Raw genomic sequence first — 16,285 nt, 5'->3', positions numbered from 1 at the left:
CACTCCGATTCCATCCCGAACTCGGTTGTGAAACTTCACCGTGGCCAAGATACTTGTCGGGTTGCCGACCGGGACAATAGCTCGATGCCAGGATTATTCTTTCCTACCCCTCAATCCCACAAGATTGGGGGGTTTGGTTTTTAGGAAAAATCAGAGGATTTTAAATCTAAACCGCGCTCAAATATTGTATCTATGGCTAACATTTCTCCGTCGCTAGTCATAAATTTATGATCTTTGGTTGCTTGGATAGTTTGGCCATTTTCTAGGGTATATTCAAAGACTTCTTGTAAACCTCGCTCGTGCCATTGAGAGATTGGTTGACTATAAACAAAACCATTTTGGTCAACAGTATAAACAGTGCAGTTAATTTCTTCGCTCACAATTTTAGCAATTGGTAATAATCCGTATTCCTCAGTTAAAATTAACGTCTCACCTCCCAGACAATATTCGGCAAAATTTACCATCTGTTCAAAGAGATTTTCAGCGATTCTTTTTTCCACACCATTTTTAGCAGCACCATCGATAAACATCTCCCTTTGTTTCTGCATTTCGGAAGCTTTTTTCTTACCCATTGCCCGACGCAATAGATCCGCTTCTCCTAGGGAATAACCCGCTAAATCCTGCGCCATTTTCATAATCTGTTCTTGATAGACTAAAACTGCGTAGGTTTCCTTAAGAATTGGTTCCAATAAAGGATGATCATAACGAATGGGTTCTCTACCGTGTTTTCTGCCAATAAAGAGAGGAATTAATCCCGCATCTAAAGGACCGGGACGATAGAGTGCTAGGATTGAAGATATGTCCTCAATACCCGATGGTTTTAACTCTTTAACTATCTGTTTCATCCCCGACGATTCTAACTGGAAAATACCTTCTAAATCCCCTTCTTCTAGTAATCCGTGGGTTTTGAGAATATCGGGAGGTAGTTTTTTATGTTCCCCTTTGGCCCGAATTTGCAGGGCTTTTCTTTCATCTAAAGGCAATTGATCCAGATCAATTTCTATGCCCTGATTTTGTTTAATTAAATCGGCGGTTTTTTTCAAAGTAGTTAAATTTCTTAACCCTAAAAAGTCCATTTTTAACAATCCCAATGATTCTAAATCCTCCATGAAATATTGGGTAATTACCGCCCCATCATTATTTTTCTGGAGGGGAACCACTTCATCTAAAGGTTGGGAAGAAATGACGACTCCCGCAGCATGAACTCCGAAGGTTTTATTAGTACCTTCGATGCGAATTGCCATGTCTAACCAATGACGCACATGGGGTTCCGTATCGTATCTTTCCTTAAATGCCGGTTCGGGAGTTTCATCGGAAATCATCACTTTTAAAGGTGTGGGTTTACCGCGAGAAACGGGAATCATTTTCGCCATTTTATCCGATTCGGCGTAGGGAATATCTAACACCCGCGCCACATCTTTTAAGACAGCTTTTGATGTCATGCGGTTAAAAGTAATGATTTGAGCAACATTAGCCTCCCCGTATTTTTCCGTGACGTATTGGATCATTTCATCCCGTCTCTCGATACAGAAATCCGTATCAATATCAGGCATAGATTTCCGTTCAGGATTGAGAAAACGCTCAAATAATAAACCGTGATGAACGGGATCAATATTAGTTATTTTTAAAGAATATGCTACCAAAGAACCGGCCGCAGAACCGCGTCCTGGACCGACGGGTATATCATGATCTCTAGCATATTTTATATAGTCCCAAACGACGAGAAAATAGGTAGAAAATCCCATTTTCTGTAACATTTTTAATTCGTATTCCAGCCTTTCTTTGTAAACGGGTTCAATCTCGTGACGAGAAGGACATTTTAATCTTTCTAGTAATCCTAACCAAGCAATTTCTTCTACATAACTATCAGCAGTATGTCCGGCAGGAACTGGATAGTTAGGTAGTCTTGGTTCATTAAATATGTTATAAGGTTCGACTTTTTCTGCTACTTCTAAGGTGTTATTAATCGCTTCTTCAATCACATCTTCTGGCAGATGATCACGGAAAAGTAAACGCATTTCATCAGCAGATTTTAAGTATTCTGTTCCGCTATAACGGAGGCGTTTATCTTCAGTAATTAACTTGGCAGTTTGAATACAAAGTAAGGCATCGTGTGCCTCTACATCGTAACAGGAAATAAAGTGAGAATCGTTAGTAGCAACTACTTTAATTCCTAATTCTTTAGCAATTTTAACTATTTCTACATTGACAATCCGATCTTCTTTAGAACCGTGGTCTTGAATTTCTAAATAAAAATCATCACCAAAAAGTTTTTTATACCATTTAGCAGTTTCCTTAGCCAATTTTCTATTATTAGCTAAAATTGCTTGGGGAATCTCTCCACCCAAGCAAGCACTGGTAACTATTAATCCTTCGTGATATTGTTGGAGTAACTCTTTATTGATACAAGGACGAGCAAAAATGCCTTTACCTTGAATACCTTTCAGATTAGAAATAGTAGTTAATTTAACCAGATTTTTATAGCCTTGCGTGTTTTTGGCTAAAACAACTTGATGATATTTTCGGTGGCGAAGATTGACTTCAATATCGCCATTAACTACATACATTTCGTTGCCAATAATTGGTTTTATTCCCTTATTACGGCAGGTTTTAATTAATTCGATCGCACCATACATGACTCCATGATCGGTTAAAGCGATCGCTGGTTGTCCTAATTCGATCGCTCGATCAATTAGTGCCGGTAATTGGGAAGCACCATCAAGTAAGCTATAATCACTGTGAATATGTAAACCGACAAAAGACATAATTTTTCAGGAAAAAGTAACAAGTAAAAAGCAAAAAAACTAGAATTTACTGACTTTTAATTTTCAGCAATCACAGTCTATTTTTAGGGTTGATTGAGAATCCTATAGGGGAAAGAACTTTCTTCTAAATTAAACCATTGTTCTCGCAGTTTCTGGTTATCATTGCTGCCAACAACAGTATCAACAAATTTTTTCCATTCGGGATCGTTTTTGGGTAAAATACAGCCATAAAGTTCGGTGGTAATCGGTTGACTGGGTAGTAGCACAAATTGTCGCGGATCCTGTCCTTGTTTAACGAGTTCCCCCAGTAGAAGAATTCCATCACTAACCACTGCTTTAACTTCTCCCCTTTGTAATTTTGCCACTGCCTCACTTCGATCGCTGACAGCTTGCCAATTAGCCAGAGGATAGATATAACGAATAATACTATCGGTGGTGGTATGGGGAATATAGGCGATCGCAACTGCCGCTAAAGTGTTATTAATATCTATTTTATCAACATTTTCCCTTTTAGTTAAAAATTGCGCTCCCGTCATAAAATAGGGAATAGAAAAATTAACCTTTGCTAGTCTTTCTTCCGTGATTGTTGCCGCATTACAGGATAAATCTACTTGTCCCTGTTCCACTTGCTGAAAACGATTGTTAGTCGTCGCTTCTGTAAAGGTTATTGTAATCGGTTTACCTAATTCTTGTGCTAATCGACGTTGGACTAAGCGCATTAATTCCACTCCGTAACCTGTCCATTGTCCCGTTTTCTCATCGATATAACTAAAGGGAACAGCATCTTTTCTGGCTGCCGCTTTTAATTCTCCCGTGCGAGCAATTCTTTGTAAAACTGTTTCTGCCAAGGCTGATAAATGTAGATTATTTATCAGTAAAAGACCTAGAAAAATCAACCAAAAGTTTTTAGACATATCAAGAAAGCAAGAAGGAGATAGGGAGAAAAAAGCTAACAACCGACGCACGATTAGCAAATGCTGCTATATTTTAACTAGAGCTTGCTGAATAAATCTAAAAACCTTGTTGGATAAGACTTTTAGACCTTTTTAAAATCCAAAAGTGCCTCGTCTGGGAGTGATCAGGGGGAAAATCCCTGGACTTTTTCCCTGAAAATTAGGTAATTGAGCAGATGAAAATCGGTAAAACCCTACACCCCACACCCTACACCCCACACGCTACCCCCACCGAAAAACTTTTTGCCGCAAACCCTAACTACGATCCTCAAATAATCCACTCAAACGTTCTACTTCTGTTTGTGCTGTGTACATAGGAGTTCCGGCCAGAATTCCGGTAACATTGCGGAAAGGTTGACCAATGTGCATACCTTGATGATCGATCGAAAACTCACGAATATCCTTATCGTGCATAGAACCGCGCATTTTTAAAACAGTGATACCGCGGCGCATTTCTCCATACATTTCCACATAACGCAGCAGAATAATTGAATCGGTAATTGTAGAAATATGCGCTTCCGTAATCGAGGAACCTCCTAATAAAGTGGGAGTGGTGGAAGTAAATAATCCTCCCACCTCTTTTTGCTTAATAAAAGAAGTCAAACCGATAATAAATTCCCGAAATCCTTTCAGATTAGAAACCCTTTCTAAAGCAGATAAACTATCTACTGCCACTCGATTAGGTTGAAACTCCTCGATAATTTCCTTCATCATAATTAAATGATTTTCTAAACCCGTAGTTTCGGGATAACGGCAGACTACCTTTAATTTACCTTCCTTTTCCATGCGGTCATAATCCACCCCCCAACCGGTAGCATTTCTAAATAACTGTTCGCGACTTTCCTCGAAGGCAAAAATTAAACATCTTTCCCCATTGGTTACTCCCCCAGCCATAAATTCTGTCACCATCAGGGTTTTTCCTGTTCCTGTGGCTCCCGAAACCAAAATAACCGAATCGCGGAAGAAACCACCCCCACACATTCTATCGAGTTCCAGACTGCCGGAAGTAATACGAATATTAGAGGATTTTTGTTCTAATTCAATGGCTGATAAAGGAATAATCACGGCCCCTTTGTTGGGAATAATTGTAAAAGGAAATTCTCCTTTTTGGTGATCGGTTCCCCGATATTTTAAAATTTCGATCGTCCTTCTTCTTTTCTCATCGGTTAAAACGTTGCGTAAAATCACCACATTATCGGCCACAAACTCCTCCACCCCATAACGACTGATTTCGCCGTATTCTTGGGTTCTTTCTGCGGTCATAATCGCTGTTACTTCCAATTCTCGCAAAGCGGTTGCCAGACGAAAAAGATCACTTCTCACTTGAGCGCTGTCACTTAAATGGCTAAAAATTGCGCCTAAAGAATCCATAGACACCCGTTTGGCTTTATTTTTGCGGATAGCAAACTCAATGCGAGCGATTAATGCGCCTAGGTCGTATTCTCCTGTCACCATCGGCTTTTCTTCTGGTTGGGGGGAAGCATCGACAAAGGCCCATTGGCGATTTTCCTCCCACTGCCGGATATTCCAACCAAAACCACCCATATTTTTTCTTAGTGCTTGGGGTGGCTCCTCGAAGGTGACAAAAACGCCATTTTCTCCATTTTTGATGCCTTCTGCGAGAAATTGACAGGCAAAAACCGTTTTAGCACTTCCTGCCGTCCCCGCTATCAAAGTTGCTCGTCCTTTCGGTAATCCCCCTTCCGAAAGAAAATCAAAGCCGGGGATTCCTGTTTCTAACTTCTCAATCAACTCTAGGGGATTATTTTGCGTCATTTAAGTTCTCTATGAAAACGAGCCAATGTTTATTGTACCTATTTCAGTGACCGGCGATACCAGAAATTTATCCCTAGTTGGGGTGTATCAAGAAAATTCAGTGAGCGTTGTTAACTTTTATGACAATATCGACTAGATTATCCACATTATCTGCTGAGAATTTCTCGAATATAAATGATCAATAAATAATCCCAAGAGCTTATTTTTCAAGAAAATATTAAGTAGGCTGTGTTAGCGCAGTAAGGTAGTTAGGGTTATATCCCCGCACAAAATTTACCCAAAACAGGAATAGAAATAAAAATCATCTCATCTAATAAAAACAAGATTACTGCTGTTACTATCGTCCTAATTGCCCAATTTAATCTAATTGCTTTTTGCTCTCTAATTTTAGAGATTATAACTAAAGTTTCTGTTTGTAAATATTGTATTAAAGCCGTTAGATAGTCTTCTTCCTCTGCTTGGTTCCATTCCTCAGCAAGCAATTGTTCTGGTAGGATAATTTCACCACCCACTACTGGGGATAGACCCCATAATCCTAAGCCAATAGTAATAATTGTGAATAAATAAGCCAAAAATTTCAAAAGATAGCAGCTAAGACAAGGATAAATAGACTGGTTACATTCAAGGGAAACTATATAAGCAGGTAAATCTTTGCCAAAATTAACCAAAACACCGCTAATAGTCAGAATCAAAGTAAGTTTTGTATTTAGTTGATTAATACTATCCTTGACAACTTTGATAGAGTTTAAGGTATAATCATAGGTAAGCCGAATATTTGTCATACTTATTTGCTCTACTATGGAACATACAACCGATAATAATCAAAATCAGCAAAAAACCGACAATCAACAAGAAAAAACAGCAACAGGGAAGAAACCCGTGCTGAAGATTGATCCTAAGAGAACTATACCCTACATACAGGAAGGAATCAAACCGAAAAATAGATAAATTCTGTTTATTTCAGGGTTCCTTGAGATGCGCCATCATTTGACGCATCTCAAGGAAAAATCAAGTAAATTTCTCTAACTATAAAGGAACTTGAGTAATCCAATCTTGATACTTTGGTTCCTGATTAAGAACGATAGAACTTAACTTTTCTTTTAACTGATAAGTAATCGGTTTAGCCGCAGGTAAAGAAAAAGTTTCAATCCTTTTAATCGGAGTAATTTTCGCCGCAGTGCCACTTAAAAACACCTCATCAGCGATAAATAACTCCGTCTTATCTACGGGTCTTTCAATAACCGGAATACCCAAATCCCGCGCAATAGTTAAAACACTATCTCTAGTAATACCCTCTAGGATATCTTGGTCAAAACTAGGAGTAATTAGCTGACCATTTCTGATGATAAAAATATTCATTCCCGTCGCTTCACAGACTTTACCCTGAGAATTCATTAAAATTGCCTCATCAAACCCCGATTCTACCGCTTCCGTTTTTGCTAAAGCAGAAGTGATATAAGCGGCGCTAATTTTACCTCGCAACGGGAAACTTCTATCCTCTTGACGATACCAAGAACTAATCCGACAGTTAACCCCATCGGCTGCTAAATAATCATCCATTTCTAGACCATAGACTAGAAAATCTTTCTCGATACCATGCAATCGCGGAGCAATTCCCAACCCTGAACTATAGACAAGGGGACGAATATAAAAAGGTCGATGACACTGATTCTTTTTCACAAAATCGATAATTATTTCATAGATTTTATCAGCAGAAATCTCGTAATTAAGAAACTTAGCACTTTGACTTAAACGCTGACAATGACGTTCTAATCTAAATAATAATATCTGTCCCGGATTGTTAGGGTCGGGAGTACCTCGTAAACCCCCAAAAGCGGCAGTTCCGTAGTGTAGTGCGTGGGTAGCAACGGATAATTTGGCCTCAGTAAAAGGGATAAATTTATTCTCAAAATAGGCGAGAGGAAGGAAAGGAATTTCGGCGGTAATAGACATTTTTTTGTTGATTTAACCAAGAACTAAACGGGATTTACCCATGCGGAAAAATTTTGTTTCTGGCTATTAGAAGGATTTTCTACCCTGATAATTTCATAGCGAATCGTCTGCGGGGCAGCCAGTGGAACAGCAAGGGTTCGCAATTCATCGAGATGAAAGACTGTTATCTGAATAATATCACCTGCGCGGTAGTCTTTTAATCTTTCGTTTAACTGTTCCGCCGTCACCCGCAATCCATCGATAGCCAATAATTCATCATCAGCATTAATTCCCGCTTTTTGGCAAGGGGAACCCATCTCGACAAATTTAATTATTTCTTTACCCGCTTCACTCTGTACCCGCATTCCCAGATAAGGTATCGTCTCCCCATTGTCAACACCCCGCAGATAGAGTCCAAAAGGTTCAAGATATTGATTAAAGGGTAATTCTGCCAAACCGTCGATATAACGCTGGTAGAAGTCGCTTAAATCCACTCCCGCAGCCGATTCGAGAATTGCCTGCAATTCCCCATCGGTATAACCAATCTCCTCTTTACCGAAATGTTGCCACATCGAGCGTAAAACATCATCGAGGGAACGACGGTTATCGGTGTGGGTGCGAATTAGTAAATCGAGAAGCAGCGACAATAATTCCCCCTTGAGATAGTAGGAAATTTGACTATTATCACTATTGCTATCCCGTCGATAGAGTTTTATCCAAGCATCGAAACTCGATTCGCCTAGCGGTTGGACAAGACGACCGGGTATATTGAGATAACGAGTAATTTCTTTGCTTAAAAGCTCTAAAAAAGTCTTACTATCGTATATTCCCGCCCGTAGAGGGATTACTATATCATAATAACTGGTGGTTCCTTCGGCAAACCAGAGGGAAGAAGTATAATTTTCTGCGTCATAATCGAAGCTTTCTAAAGCTTTTGGGCGAATACGCTTGATATTCCAGAGATGAAAGAACTCATGGGCGACTAATTGCAGAAAACGATTATATTTATCCTTATCTCGTAATCCCAAACGCGCATAGTTAAGGGTACAGGAATTTTTATGTTCTAGTCCCCCGTAACCAGCCGCCGAAAGATGTAGCAAAAAGAGATAATTATCATAAGGGAGTCCACCGAACATAGCCGACTCGGTTTGAATAATTTTAGTGGTATCGGCGATAATTTGACTAGGATTGGCGTTTCCCCGTCCCCAGATAGCTAATTGATGGGGTTTTCCCTCGACGACAAAATCGTATAACTGATGAATCCCCACCTCCACAGGACTGTCCACCAGGGTATCAAAATCGGGAACGTGAAAGGTGTTTTTCTGTCCGGGTAAAGATTTTAAGGCAGTGGTAACGCGCCAATCGCCATGGGGGGGGATAATTGTCAGGGTGAGGGGATGTTTTTGATAATCGGGGATATAGAAAAATAAAGCGGCCCCGTTGAAGTAACCGTGAGTATCATCGAGATGGTTGGTTCTGACGGTTAAATCGTGGGCAAAAACGCGATATTTGACCGTTATTTCGGAACTGTCACCATTGTCAATCTGCCAGTGATTTTTGGCAACTTTGCGACTGTTGAGGTTAACAGCTTGAAAATCTTGAACTAAACGGGAGTATTCCCGCACTAGATAGGAACCGGGAGTCCAAACCGGCATTTTTAGGTTTAAAATCGGAGCTTGCCAACCGGTAATCTGTAGAGTGACTTCAAAGAGGTGCGAAGTCGGTTCCGACATAGCCACTTGATAGCTGAGACTTAAACGAGTTGAGGAGATGGTAGTGGGGGAAATAAGACTGGTCATCGGCATTAAACGGCTTTTAAGTTATTATAGCGGCAGGCTTTCGGCTAATTTACCCGGTTTCGCCGCCAAAAATCCGATGGTTTTCCAAGATTTGGCCGAGCAGTTTTGGAACTGTAACCCCCGCAAATCCTGCGGTTTTTTTTGCCGATTCAGCGTCTTTCTGCCGGGGGTGCAGGAGGAGCCACATCGGGGGGAGGAGTTACCGGTAGGGGAACCGAACGAGTTTCGGGAGCCGCCACATTGACGGGAACGGTAATCGGTTCGGCTGCTGCGGGGGCCGTATTTTGAGGACTAGGAGCGGCGGCGCTGGTAGGAGCGACTCTAGTACGCCGACGACTAGAACGGCGTTGGCCCGGTTCGCTAGTATTAGAACGAACGATAGTTTGCACACGACTTACCCGAACCCGTCGCCGTCTGCGGATAGGTCTTTCGGTGGGGGAACCCTCATCGCTGCTGGCTAAACGATTGTTAGTAGTTTGGGTAAAGTAGGTACGTCGGGGTTTAATGGGTTCTGCTTTTAATGTCACCGGACGTTTGCCTAAATTCGGTTCTGGGAAACCTTGATAGGGAATATCCTTGATTGCTTCTAACATAAATTGTCGCCACATCCAAGCGGACATGGTACTGGCTCCATTGGTGGGTTTATTATTGTCATTACCGAGCCAAATTCCCGTGACTAATTGGGGAATATAACCGACAAACCAAAGGTCGCGAGCTTTATCAGAAGTGCCGGTTTTTCCTGCCACCGGACGACCGATTTGTGCTGGGGTTCCCGTTCCCGAATTAACCACATTCTGTAGCATCCAAGTCATCGTCGCTGCCGTGTTTTTATTCAGAGCAGTTTTCGGTTTAAAATTGGCTTGATAAATTACTTTACCATTGCGATCGAGTACCTGATTAATACCGTAAACTGGTTGATGCACACCATTATTAGCAAAAGTCCCGTAGGCGCTGGTCAATTCTAAAAGATTGACTTCCGAAGCACCCAAAGCCAAAGAATAAGTGGGTAAAAGTTTCGACTGGATCCCCATATCTTGAGCTAATTTAATCACCGGATTCCAACCGACGGCCACTAACACCTGAACTGCCACCACATTCAGGGAAGAAGTCAAAGCATCGCGCATGGACACCGCGCGGCCGCTATACCTATCACCGTAGTTTTCCGGTTTATAACCATCCACTACATACTGAGCATCTTTATAACTAGAATAGGGGGATTTCCCCGCCGCAATCGCCGCCGCATAGACAAAAGGTTTAAAAGTAGATCCCGGCTGACGTTTTGCCTGTGTCACCCGATTGAATTGATTCTTATCGTGGTCAATTCCCCCGACCATAGCCTTAATTTGCCCATTTTTGGGGTCAATTGCCACTAAAGCCGCCTGTTGGAAGTTCTGCCACTGGCCATAACGAGAAACCGCTCTTTCTACCACTTCCTCCGCTTCGCTTTGCCAACGAGGATTAAGGGTAGTTTTTACCACCAATCCTCCCGCTTCTAGGGTTTTAGCGGGAACCAGTTGCGGCAGTTCTTTTTCCACATAATCGGTAAAATAGGCCGCTTGCCGTTGCAGACGTTTTAGGGGACTGGTTTTAAGGCCTAGGGGAGATGCGATCGCTTGTTCGGCTTGAGCAGCAGTAATAAATCCCACCTCGGCCATAGTTTTGAGGACGATATTACGCCGTTCTAGGGCAGATTTAGGGTTTTCGAGGGGAGAATAGAGACTAGGAGCGGGAACAATGCCGGCAAGGGTGGCAGCTTCGGCTAGGGTTAATTTATCGACGGGTTTACTGAAATATAACCAAGCGGCATCGGCAAGACCGTAGGCCCCGGAACCGAGATAAACTAGGTGAAAATAACGCTCTAAAATCTGGTCTTTTGTATATTTATCTTCTATTTTCTGAGCGATACGCATTTCGCGTAATTTGCGATCAAAGCTCCTTTCTTGGGATAAAAAGACAATCCGGGCCAATTGTTGGGTGATGGTGCTGCCTCCTTCCACCACTCCCCCGGCTCTCAGGTTAGAAAAGAGAGCGCGAGCAATACCCTGACCATCCACTCCCCCGTGTTCGCGAAAACGACGGTCTTCACTAGCGATAAAGGCCTCCTGTACCAGTGGGGGAACTTGAGCAATTTTCACGGTTTCGTAGGTGCTAGGGCCATTTTGCTTGAGGATTTCCCCATTAGCGGCTTCAATTGTCAAGGTGCCAGGACGAGCATAGGTTTGTATATCAGCGATGTTTTGCGGTAGAGAGCTTTCAAGGCGATAAATGCCCCAACCTACCCCCAAAAGTCCCCCAGTCACCCCTAATCCTACTCCCAAGTACAAGCCAAAGCGGGGATGTTGTCGCCATTGCGGTAAGGGAGAATTGTTGATCAGGGTAGTAAATTTGTTCTTTAAGGGTTTTAACGTCTCTATAGCCTTGCTACTGGTTCGGGAGACTAAATTAACCTTTTTTTCTTCGTAAGCGGCTTCTACTGGCTTTTCCCCAGCAACTGGCGCAGATTTGGAGTCGATAGGATCGACTTTAGGGGGTTGCTTGGAATTTCCTAATTTATTAGCAAGATTATGAAAAAATTGACTAAGTTTTTGTTTGTATTTCATGTTAGTTGAGCGGGTGAGGGAAGTGGGGAAGTGGGGTGTGGGGTGTGGGGTGTGGGGTGTGGGGTGTGGGGAGAATAAATAAAAATAATCTCCTGTCTCCTATCTCCTGTCTCCTATCTCCTGTCTCCTATCTCCTATCTCTTTAAAGATCGCTAAATTGTCGCCACCATTGCTGGAGGGGATAATAGACGAGGGGAGTCCAGAGACTACTAAGCAGAGCAGAAGTGAGGCCAATGCGTTGATAATCGATCCAAAGATCGGCGAGATTTTTGCCTCCTTGTAGATAGTATTGAAAAGCGATCGCACCATCAGCGATTAAAGTCATCACAAAGACAATTAAGACCACGGCGATCAATTCTTCTTTAACATAACGTTGTCGGTGTAAACGGGAAGTGAGGAAACCGATCAGACCAAAAACCATGATATGGGAAGGATAATTAGAGGTTAAACTATCTTGAATAGCGCCGATCGCTAATCCGGCCACCACACTATCGAGACAAGAGCGATTGAGACTCCAACTAACCAACCAAATCAGTAACCAATTGGGAGCGATGCCTAAAATCTCCATTCCGGGTAGCCGCATTAAGGAAAGAAAGGTACAGAGAAGCAACGAAGCGATAGTGACTAAAATATTCAGTATAAAACGAGAACGGGCTGATAAACGGCTTAATTTCAGCATAATTACCCTTCTCACTGCTGGGGTTGCGGGTGAACGAACACCCATTCGAGATTGTCCACGGTGGCGGTAAATTCAATTTTGGCGGTGGGGGCGGGATTTTCCTGTAAATTAAGGGAAATTATACGACCGATGGGCAACCCCGGCGAAAAAAGACTACTAAAAGCCGAAGTTGTCACCACATCTCCCGGTTTGACATCGGGAGCTTTTTCAAAAAAGCGCAGGGTGGCGACTTGGGAATTCTGACCTTGAATTAAACCCATGGCCCGACTACGATTCACCGTTGCTCCGATGCGACTTTGGGAATTACTGACCAATAGAACTTTGCTGGTGTGGGGGGTAACTTCCGTAATCCGTCCCACTAAACCACCAATTCCCGTCACCGAAGCACCCACTGGCACACCATCGGTGCTACCCCGACCGATAATCACCTGTTGCCACCAATCATCGGCGCTGCGGCCAATAATTGGAGCAGAAATCAGGGGTTTTTTCTGGGTTTGATAATAACCAAGCTGTTTTTTTAATTGTTGATTTTGATATTCGACTTCACTTAAACGATTTTGTAATTCTCGCACCCGTTGATCGGCCAGAAGTTGCTCTTGCAGATTAGTTTCCTCTCCCTGAAAAGGACGAGTTAATAAACCATACAATTCTAAAATCGCCCCACTTTGATAGGTGCGAATGTACCAAGCTACCCCCAAAGCGGCAGCAAGCAGCAAAAGTCGCCATCTCTGCTGTGTCCATTTTCGTCGTGCTGAATACATGAGCGATTAAAAACCTCTTGACTGTGTAGAGTGAGAATCCGTGTCTTTTGCCGCTAACCGATCCTAGTGACCTTTAGACATTGCGAGTTGTTTCATTAACGATCCGCTCAAAGAGTTTCTGATTTTTTAACACTTCTCCCGTGCCTTTGACCACACAGCGCAGGGGATCTTCAGCGACATGGGTAACGATACCGGTTTCGTGACTGACTAGGCGATCGAGTCCCCGTAATAAAGCACCTCCTCCCGCTAACATGATCCCGCGATCGATAATATCGGCAGCTAATTCGGGGGGAGTTTTTTCTAGGGTACGTTTGATCGCATCAACGATCACGGAAAGTGGCTCATCCATACTTTCCCGTACTTCTTCCGCTTTGATGGTCACGGTGCGGGGTAAACCGGACATGAGATGCAATCCCCGCACTTCCAGAGGAGGAAATTCATCTCCGGGGGAGGGATAAGCTGAACCAAGGCGAATTTTAATATCTTCGGCTGTACGTTCCCCGATAATCAGGTTATGGACTTTTTTTAGATAGGCGATAATTGAGTCCGTCAGTTCATCCCCGGCGACGCGCACCGATTCGCTGATCACGGTCCCATCAAGACTGAGAATCGCCACTTCTGTCGTGCCACCACCGATATCGATGATCATATTTCCCGTCGCTTCCGAGACGGGTAAACCGGCACCCAAGGCCGCCGCAACGGGTTCATCAATTAACCCCACTTCTCGGGAGCCGGCATTTTTGGCCGCATCCACCACCGCGCGTCTTTCTACTCCAGTAATCCCACTAGGAACACCGATTACCATGCGGGGATTGCCAATCGTGCCATCGAGCGCTCGTTTGATGAATTCCGCTAACATGATCTCGCAACTGTAAAAATCGGCGATTACCCCATCGCGCAGGGGTCGCAGAGCGGTGACATGGCCCGGAGTGCGACCGAGCATTTTTTTGGCCTCCTCCCCGACAGCGACTGGGTTACGATCTTGATCGATCGCTACTACCGATGGTTCCTCTAAAACGATACCTTTCCCTGATACATAGACGAGGGTGTTTGCTGTCCCCAAGTCTATACCTATGTCCCTTGATAAGCCTAGACGTCTAAAAAAACCCGCCACTTGTTTTCACTCCTGTTCTGATCAATAAAACGTTGCTATAGCTAGACTTTCGATCGAATCGACTTGGATTTTATTAGGTTTTGTTTCTCAAGTCTAGTTAATTATCGCTTCTTTCTCTCCAGATTTACCCAGGTCTTTGGCCTAATTTTCTGGCTGCCCACCGGTCAAGGCTAAGGTTTCAGGCTAAAATGAACATACTATTGTACTAAATTGAGGATTTAAGACCATGAGTGTAAATCTGGTTCATTTGGTGGGACGAGCGGGGAGAGATCCGGAAACCAAGTATTTCGAGTCGGGTAAGGTTTTATGTACTTTAACTTTAGCGGTTAATCGTCGCTCGAAAAATAGCGATCAGCCAGATTGGTTCGATCTGGAAATTTGGGGTAAAACGGCGGAAGTGGCCGCTAATTATGTGAAAAAAGGCGGTTTAATCGGGATTAAGGGTTCTTTAAAAATGGATACCTGGAATGATAAAAACACGGGATTAGCTCGTTCTAAACCGGTGATTCTCGTCGATCAATTAGATTTACTTGGTTCTAAACGCGATAGTGAGGCTAATTCCGAGCGAGAATTTTAAAGCTTAAGCGGCATTATTTCTGGATTTTGGGTGTGTTAGCCTCTAGTAACACACCCTTATTTAGGGTTTGCGGCAAAAAGTTTTTCGTGGGGGTAGGGTGTGGGGTGTGGGGTGTAGGGTGTAGGGTTTTACCCATTTTCAGGTGGTAAATTACCTAATTTTCAGGGAAAAAGTCCCTGAATTTTCCCCCCAATCACTCCCATGGTCGGCACTTTTTGAGGGAAAAAAAGTCTAAAAACCTTGTTGGATAAGGTTTTTAGATTTATTCAGCAAACCCTATTTATTCTCAAATTGACTAAAAAAATATTGCTGTAAATCTGGTAAAATTTCTCTATAAATAGCTGTATTTATCTCTATATCCGAGCCAAGAATAGAATTAAAAGGGATAATTTCTACCAAGGAATTACTATAGGCGATCGCCTGTAAAGTCCCGACAAATTCCGGGGTCCAGAGATTTTCTTGCAGGGAAATATTTTGTTTTTTTAACCAGCCGATCAAAGCCGAGCGCCCGATTCCGGGTAAAATATCAGCAGTCAGCAGGGGACTGTACCAGCAATTATCTTTCCATCCCCATAAATTACCCGTGCTAGTTTCTAACCAATTCCCCAATCGATCGACTAATATCGCCTCTTTTGCCCCTTTTTTTTGAGCAGTTTGTGACGCTAACCAAGGAGTTAAATAATTACCAGTTTTATGCTCTCCTAAAACGCGTTGCCAAGCGGGATTATCCACTACCCACCCAATAATTCCCCGCTCTTGTCTAAGGTTTAAATCTTCGGGTAAAAATCTGCCTTTAATCCACTCCCTACCATCGGGAAAAATTGTGATTCTCAGGACAGGATAGAATAGGGATAATTTTTCGGCTCCTTGGCGAATTCGCTGCCAATCGGGATCAGACCATTGGAAAACTTGTAAACTAGAGTGCAGACGTTGGAGATGTTCTTGCCAATGGGTTAGGGGATGATCTAAGCTTTGTTGATAGATACGCAGGGTAGTAAAGAGTGTGGCTCCATAAAGCAGCCCAATATCATCAATACCCAGACTGATTCGCTCATTCTCGATTAATTCGCCATTATACCAATACATAATCAGTTATCAGTTATCAGTTATCAGTTATCAGTTATCAGTTATCAGATTTGAGTTTTAAGGATCTTCTAGAGTAGTTATGATATTTTAGCAGAAAATAATGGTTCTTCGTTACTTGGTATGGTTCGATCAGGGGGCAGAAATCGGCTAAATCCTTATCTGGCAAGGGACTTAATTGATTAGCTCGTTCTAGATTGAAAACAATTGGCAAAAATCGCAGCCATGTCTTTCTATATAAGGGTT

The 16,285-nt window shown here is 42.7% G+C and carries 14 protein-coding genes; 2 read left to right on the top strand and 12 right to left on the bottom strand.

Annotated elements, in window-relative coordinates; translation table 11 throughout:
* Positions 1 to 140: 140 nt before the first annotated feature.
* The 4 genes from IM507_RS00570 to IM507_RS00555 form a co-directional block, all read right to left on the bottom strand.
* Complete coding sequence (locus IM507_RS00570; RefSeq protein ID WP_002734765.1) at positions 141 to 2,765, bottom strand: trans-splicing intein-formed DNA polymerase III subunit alpha N-terminal partner DnaE-N; 2,625 nt, start codon at positions 2,763 to 2,765, stop codon at positions 141 to 143.
* Between the two features lie 83 nt (positions 2,766 to 2,848).
* Entirely contained in the window at positions 2,849 to 3,679 is an 831-nt protein-coding gene (locus IM507_RS00565; protein ID WP_042790526.1) for an amino acid ABC transporter substrate-binding protein, read from the bottom strand.
* Positions 3,680 to 3,973: 294 nt separating this feature from the next.
* Positions 3,974 to 5,494, bottom strand: a complete 1,521-nt coding sequence (gene kaiC / locus IM507_RS00560) for a circadian clock protein KaiC (RefSeq protein ID WP_002797104.1) — start codon at positions 5,492 to 5,494, stop codon at positions 3,974 to 3,976.
* A 254-nt stretch (positions 5,495 to 5,748) separates the two neighbouring features.
* Positions 5,749 to 6,276: a Pycsar system effector family protein gene (locus IM507_RS00555; protein ID WP_002761637.1), complete on the bottom strand. Its 528-nt coding sequence runs from the start codon at positions 6,274 to 6,276 to the stop codon at positions 5,749 to 5,751.
* 16 nt (positions 6,277 to 6,292) lie between these two features.
* Between IM507_RS00555 and IM507_RS00550 the strand changes: the two genes are divergently transcribed.
* Positions 6,293 to 6,442, top strand: a complete 150-nt coding sequence (locus IM507_RS00550; protein ID WP_002761639.1) for a hypothetical protein — start codon at positions 6,293 to 6,295, stop codon at positions 6,440 to 6,442.
* 78 nt (positions 6,443 to 6,520) lie between these two features.
* Here IM507_RS00550 and IM507_RS00545 read toward each other — a convergent pair whose 3' ends face one another.
* The 6 genes from IM507_RS00545 to IM507_RS00520 all read right to left on the bottom strand — a co-directional run bounded on the left by IM507_RS00545 (position 6,521) and on the right by IM507_RS00520 (position 14,379).
* A complete protein-coding gene (locus tag IM507_RS00545) occupies positions 6,521 to 7,447 on the bottom strand; it encodes a branched-chain amino acid transaminase (protein ID WP_123230935.1) in 927 nt (308 codons plus the stop codon).
* 23 nt (positions 7,448 to 7,470) lie between these two features.
* Positions 7,471 to 9,231 carry a M61 family metallopeptidase gene (locus IM507_RS00540; protein WP_287636309.1) on the bottom strand — a complete coding sequence of 587 codons (1,761 nt, stop codon included), beginning with the start codon at positions 9,229 to 9,231 and terminating at the stop codon, positions 7,471 to 7,473.
* Between the two features lie 143 nt (positions 9,232 to 9,374).
* Positions 9,375 to 11,825, bottom strand: coding sequence for a transglycosylase domain-containing protein (locus IM507_RS00535; RefSeq protein WP_123230933.1), 2,451 nt, complete (start codon positions 11,823 to 11,825; stop codon positions 9,375 to 9,377).
* Between the two features lie 142 nt (positions 11,826 to 11,967).
* Complete coding sequence (gene mreD, locus IM507_RS00530) at positions 11,968 to 12,549, bottom strand: rod shape-determining protein MreD (RefSeq protein WP_123230932.1); 582 nt, start codon at positions 12,547 to 12,549, stop codon at positions 11,968 to 11,970.
* Positions 12,516 to 13,265, bottom strand: a complete 750-nt coding sequence (mreC, locus tag IM507_RS00525) for a rod shape-determining protein MreC (RefSeq protein ID WP_042790425.1) — start codon at positions 13,263 to 13,265, stop codon at positions 12,516 to 12,518. Before mreC ends, mreD begins: the two co-directional genes overlap by 34 nt.
* A 73-nt stretch (positions 13,266 to 13,338) precedes the next feature.
* A complete protein-coding gene (locus IM507_RS00520; protein ID WP_002793400.1) occupies positions 13,339 to 14,379 on the bottom strand; it encodes a rod shape-determining protein in 1,041 nt (346 codons plus the stop codon).
* 226 nt (positions 14,380 to 14,605) lie between these two features.
* Here IM507_RS00520 and IM507_RS00515 point away from each other — a divergent pair, with 226 nt between their 5' ends.
* A complete protein-coding gene (locus tag IM507_RS00515) occupies positions 14,606 to 14,956 on the top strand; it encodes a single-stranded DNA-binding protein (RefSeq protein WP_002731888.1) in 351 nt (116 codons plus the stop codon).
* Positions 14,957 to 15,232: 276 nt separating this feature from the next.
* On the opposite strand, the gene IM507_RS00510 is transcribed toward IM507_RS00515, so the two are convergent.
* The gene (locus IM507_RS00510) at positions 15,233 to 16,042 is read right to left on the bottom strand and encodes an aminotransferase class IV (RefSeq protein ID WP_002733552.1); all 810 of its coding nucleotides are present in this window, start codon (positions 16,040 to 16,042) and stop codon (positions 15,233 to 15,235) included.
* Positions 16,043 to 16,079: 37 nt separating this feature from the next.
* Positions 16,080 to 16,285 (bottom strand): hypothetical protein (locus IM507_RS00505; protein WP_272071955.1); only part of this gene is annotated, 206 nt, incomplete at its 5' end.

This window comes from Microcystis sp. M20BS1 (genome assembly GCF_020245305.1).
Taxonomy (GTDB): Bacteria; Cyanobacteriota; Cyanobacteriia; order Cyanobacteriales; family Microcystaceae; genus Microcystis; species Microcystis ichthyoblabe_A.
This window is presented reverse-complemented; position numbering and strand designations above follow the sequence as displayed.

What these genes read in the sequence shown, in the direction of transcription:
- IM507_RS00570 (WP_002734765.1), bottom strand. Translation starts at nt 2,765, where the DNA reads ATGTCTTTTGTCGGTTTACATATTCACAGTGATTATAGCTTACTTGAT.
- IM507_RS00565 (WP_042790526.1), bottom strand. Translation starts at nt 3,679, where the DNA reads ATGTCTAAAAACTTTTGGTTGATTTTTCTAGGTCTTTTACTGATAAAT.
- kaiC (WP_002797104.1), bottom strand. Translation starts at nt 5,494, where the DNA reads ATGACGCAAAATAATCCCCTAGAGTTGATTGAGAAGTTAGAAACAGGA.
- IM507_RS00555 (WP_002761637.1), bottom strand. Translation starts at nt 6,276, where the DNA reads ATGACAAATATTCGGCTTACCTATGATTATACCTTAAACTCTATCAAA.
- IM507_RS00550 (WP_002761639.1), top strand. Translation starts at nt 6,293, where the DNA reads ATGGAACATACAACCGATAATAATCAAAATCAGCAAAAAACCGACAAT.
- IM507_RS00545 (WP_123230935.1), bottom strand. Translation starts at nt 7,447, where the DNA reads ATGTCTATTACCGCCGAAATTCCTTTCCTTCCTCTCGCCTATTTTGAG.
- IM507_RS00540 (WP_287636309.1), bottom strand. Translation starts at nt 9,231, where the DNA reads ATGCCGATGACCAGTCTTATTTCCCCCACTACCATCTCCTCAACTCGT.
- IM507_RS00535 (WP_123230933.1), bottom strand. Translation starts at nt 11,825, where the DNA reads ATGAAATACAAACAAAAACTTAGTCAATTTTTTCATAATCTTGCTAAT.
- mreD (WP_123230932.1), bottom strand. Translation starts at nt 12,549, where the DNA reads ATGGGTGTTCGTTCACCCGCAACCCCAGCAGTGAGAAGGGTAATTATG.
- mreC (WP_042790425.1), bottom strand. Translation starts at nt 13,265, where the DNA reads ATGTATTCAGCACGACGAAAATGGACACAGCAGAGATGGCGACTTTTG.
- IM507_RS00515 (WP_002731888.1), top strand. Translation starts at nt 14,606, where the DNA reads ATGAGTGTAAATCTGGTTCATTTGGTGGGACGAGCGGGGAGAGATCCG.
- IM507_RS00510 (WP_002733552.1), bottom strand. Translation starts at nt 16,042, where the DNA reads ATGTATTGGTATAATGGCGAATTAATCGAGAATGAGCGAATCAGTCTG.